We start from the raw sequence: 4,138 nt of genomic DNA on the forward strand, positions 1-4,138 counted from the left end.
TTACCACTGAGGCTAGGAGTCAAGCTGCTATATCAGTTTTTCATGGAATCTTGCAGGTACGCGCATATCGGGCTTCCTTTCGCTTTTAGTCGTTCTATATAGAGCCCTTCGTCGTAGGCGGTTCGAGTCTTCCACATCCGGTATATTATCCTCTGCCACTTGTAGGCCAGCTCCCGCATGGCGCAGTTGTAGGTCATTCCCGCGGCCTTCTTCATCCTCCAGAACGCGGACGCCCAGGAGCTCCACTTTATCGACTCGCCGGCGAACTCCACGAAGGTCTGCATCAGGAACCTCGGCCGGGAGTAGCGGCGGTGCACGATGCGCTTCTTGCCGCTGCTCTGGGTAACGGGGGCGACCCCGCTGTAGCGCTGCAGGGCCTCGCGGCTGGAGTAGCGGGAGCGGTCCTCGCCCATGGCCGAGAGCAGCCGCGGCCCTAGAGCCGGACCGGCTCCGGGAAGGCTGTCGAAGATCGGCTTGTCCTCCGACTCGGCGTAGCGCCGGGCCAGCTCCTGGTCGTATCTCGCGATGGCCCTCGAGCAGGCCTCGATGTGGTCCAGGCAGCTGGAGATTCGAAGCTCCATGACGTCCATGATCGCGGGGTCGTCGGTCAGGACGACGGACTCGGCCACCACCCGCAGGCGCTCCTCGATCACGTCCCTGCGCGAGCAGTGGGAGCTGCGGTAGAAGGCCGCCATCTCCTCGGGGTCCGCCTCGCGGGCCGCCTGCAGCGAGGGCCAGCGGCGAAGGAAGCCTATCGCCATGGGGGCGTGCAAGTCCCTGCCCAGCAGCGCCAGGGCCTGCGGGAAGCTGCTTTTTAGCAGCGACTTGAGGCGGTTGCACTGCTCGACCTGCCGGTCGACCTCCCCGCGGCGGGCCTTGGAGAGCGAGTCGATCCTGCGCATGGCCGCGCTGTCCAGCCGGTGGGCCCGGAGCTTGTCGCGGTGCGAGGCCAGCAGCTGGGCGAGGACCTCGCAGTCCAGCAGGTCGCTCTTGGCCCCGGAGCCGTTGAAGGCCTTGCGGAAGCGGGCCGGCACGCTGGGGTTGAGGGCGTAGACCTCCAGCCAGCCGCGCGGGCACAGGAAGGCTACCAGGTCGGGAGCGGGCATCTCGAAGGCCACCGCGACGCGGGCCTCGGGATGCTCGGAGCGAAGCCTCGCCAGCCACGCGCCCAGTTCGTCGGGGCTGTTGGCCAGCTTGTCGAAACGCGGACTGGAGCCCGCCCGCAGGGAGGCGAGGCAAACGTCCAGGGTTGCGTCGGAACGGTCGATCCCGATCGCGAAGTCCAGGGGCTTTTCCTTCATCGTGTCATAGTCGGTTGAGGGTTGCGGAAAGCTCGTCCTTGACCGGCAGCGACAGCAATATAGAGTGGTCCGTGCAGAGGGCTTCCACCGAGGAGTCGTCAAAAAGTCAAGGCGCTACCCGCAGCCCGGAACGGTAAGGTCACAGTCCTCCAGGGGACGCCGCGTATTTGTTCCTGGACTGCGGGCGAGCGCTGAAATTGTAATGAAAAGCCAAACGGAGTCCAACCCCGCCGGAAGTTATTCACAATGCCCCGAAAGCGAGCTCTTCGGCCCGCGCCTTTCGGGCATCATGAATAACTTCTCCTAGCCTATATACGCGTATGGCTTTCACGTTCTCAAATAAATGATGATGGGCTTCTTCTCTTCCAGTCCTGAAAAGGAAATCAAGAAAATGATCGATGCACTTGAGCCAGTAGCGGAACTGAGCGATGACGCGATCGCAACATGGAAGGGTGGAATTCCTATTTACGATAAGAGCATATCCAAGGTTTTCGAAAGAAAACTGAGCGACTTCTGGATCGACCAAAATTACCTCGAAAATAAGAAAATCATAGGAGAAAAGAAGATTGAAGAATTCGAACTCGATGAGCTGAAAACAGCGATCACAGCATTTTGGAGGATGGAACGATTCTCCTACGGAGCATGGGCTTCTTCGATACAAGAAGGGTTCATTACGAAATTCAGAAATCGTCTGATAGAACTAAAAAACTAGTGAGAACAAGTCAGTCGATACAACTCGGGTAAGCGCCGCCCCTTTCATATCGAACAAGACACTGAAAACCTTCAACAGAAATGGAGCCGTTGACAGTACCTCGCGTATCACTTCGGCGTTGGGGAACTAAAGAATTAGAAGAGAGCGATTAAGCATCACAGTGAAGCACGATGTCTGAATCTACGGTTCAGTACAATGGATAGCTACTTCCAGACATCGATCTTCGGTGACGAATTTTTCGAGAGACACAATCCCAGCATTCCAGACACGATGCGCAGGCTAAAGCCAGAGCATCGGGTGGCGGTAGCGTGAAGAAGGCCAAGACGTGGAGGCCACTACCCTAACCGACCAAAGAAAAGAAAAAACCAGACAGAATAAGCCGAATCCCAAAATGATGATTCACGAAGCGTTCGAACAAATCGACATTCGACAAGGAGACCCCAAGCTAACATTGAAAAGCCACCCCAACCAGGCAGCCCATACAACTCCGGTCATCGCTCCGCGATGACCTTACCACTGAGGCTAGGAGTCAAGCTGCTATATCAGTTTTTCATGGAATCTTGCAGGTACGCGCATATCGGGCTTCCTTTCGCTTTTAGTCGTTCTATATAGAGCCCTTCGTCGTAGGCGGTTCGAGTCTTCCACATCCGGTATATTATCCTCTGCCACTTGTAGGCCAGCTCCCGCATGGCGCAGTTGTAGGTCATTCCCGCGGCCTTCTTCATCCTCCAGAACGCGGACGCCCAGGAGCTCCACTTTATCGACTCGCCGGCGAACTCCACGAAGGTCTGCATCAGGAACCTCGGCCGGGAGTAGCGGCGGTGCACGATGCGCTTCTTGCCGCTGCTCTGGGTAACGGGGGCGACCCCGCTGTAGCGCTGCAGGGCCTCGCGGCTGGAGTAGCGGGAGCGGTCCTCGCCCATGGCCGAGAGCAGCCGCGGCCCTAGAGCCGGACCGGCTCCGGGAAGGCTGTCGAAGATCGGCTTGTCCTCCGACTCGGCGTAGCGCCGGGCCAGCTCCTGGTCGTATCTCGCGATGGCCCTCGAGCAGGCCTCGATGTGGTCCAGGCAGCTGGAGATTCGAAGCTCCATGACGTCCATGATCGCGGGGTCGTCGGTCAGGACGACGGACTCGGCCACCACCCGCAGGCGCTCCTCGATCACGTCCCTGCGCGAGCAGTGGGAGCTGCGGTAGAAGGCCGCCATCTCCTCGGGGTCCGCCTCGCGGGCCGCCTGCAGCGAGGGCCAGCGGCGAAGGAAGCCTATCGCCATGGGGGCGTGCAAGTCCCTGCCCAGCAGCGCCAGGGCCTGCGGGAAGCTGCTTTTTAGCAGCGACTTGAGGCGGTTGCACTGCTCGACCTGCCGGTCGACCTCCCCGCGGCGGGCCTTGGAGAGCGAGTCGATCCTGCGCATGGCCGCGCTGTCCAGCCGGTGGGCCCGGAGCTTGTCGCGGTGCGAGGCCAGCAGCTGGGCGAGGACCTCGCAGTCCAGCAGGTCGCTCTTGGCCCCGGAGCCGTTGAAGGCCTTGCGGAAGCGGGCCGGCACGCTGGGGTTGAGGGCGTAGACCTCCAGCCAGCCGCGCGGGCACAGGAAGGCTACCAGGTCGGGAGCGGGCATCTCGAAGGCCACCGCGACGCGGGCCTCGGGATGCTCGGAGCGAAGCCTCGCCAGCCACGCGCCCAGTTCGTCGGGGCTGTTGGCCAGCTTGTCGAAACGCGGACTGGAGCCCGCCCGCAGGGAGGCGAGGCAAACGTCCAGGGTTGCGTCGGAACGGTCGATCCCGATCGCGAAGTCCAGGGGCTTTTCCTTCATCGTGTCATAGTCGGTTGAGGGTTGCGGAAAGCTCGTCCTTGACCGGCAGCGACAGCAATATAGAGTGGTCCGTGCAGAGGGCTTCCACCGAGGAGTCGTCAAAAAGTCAAGGCGCTACCCGCAGCCCGGAACGGTAAGGTCACAGTCCTCCAGGGGACGCCGCGTATTTGTTCCTGGACTGCGGGCGAGCGCTGAAATTGTAATGAAAAGCCAAACGGAGTCCAACCCCGCCGGAAGTTATTCACAATGCCCCGAAAGCGAGCTCTTCGGCCCGCGCCTTTCGGGCATCATGAATAACTTCTCCTAGCCTATAT

At 60.5% G+C, this 4,138-nt stretch carries 3 protein-coding genes; 1 reads left to right on the top strand and 2 read right to left on the bottom strand.

The features are described 5' to 3' along the window. Positions 1 to 32: 32 nt before the first annotated feature. On the bottom strand, positions 33 to 1,301 hold the full coding sequence (locus IEN85_RS10820) for an IS110 family RNA-guided transposase (RefSeq protein ID WP_191616790.1): 1,269 nt from the start codon (positions 1,299 to 1,301) through the stop codon (positions 33 to 35). Positions 1,302 to 1,644: 343 nt separating this feature from the next. Here IEN85_RS10820 and IEN85_RS10825 point away from each other — a divergent pair, with 343 nt between their 5' ends. Further along, positions 1,645 to 2,013 (top strand): DUF6508 domain-containing protein, encoded by a 369-nt coding sequence (locus IEN85_RS10825; RefSeq protein ID WP_191617108.1) that lies wholly within the window; start codon positions 1,645 to 1,647, stop codon positions 2,011 to 2,013. Between the two features lie 542 nt (positions 2,014 to 2,555). Here the strand turns inward: IEN85_RS10825 and IEN85_RS10830 are convergent. Beyond that, on the bottom strand, positions 2,556 to 3,824 hold the full coding sequence (locus IEN85_RS10830; RefSeq protein ID WP_191616790.1) for an IS110 family RNA-guided transposase: 1,269 nt from the start codon (positions 3,822 to 3,824) through the stop codon (positions 2,556 to 2,558). Between the last annotated feature and the right edge of the window lie 314 nt (positions 3,825 to 4,138).

It is taken from the genome of Pelagicoccus enzymogenes (genome assembly GCF_014803405.1).
GTDB lineage: Bacteria > Verrucomicrobiota > Verrucomicrobiia > Opitutales > Opitutaceae > Pelagicoccus > Pelagicoccus enzymogenes.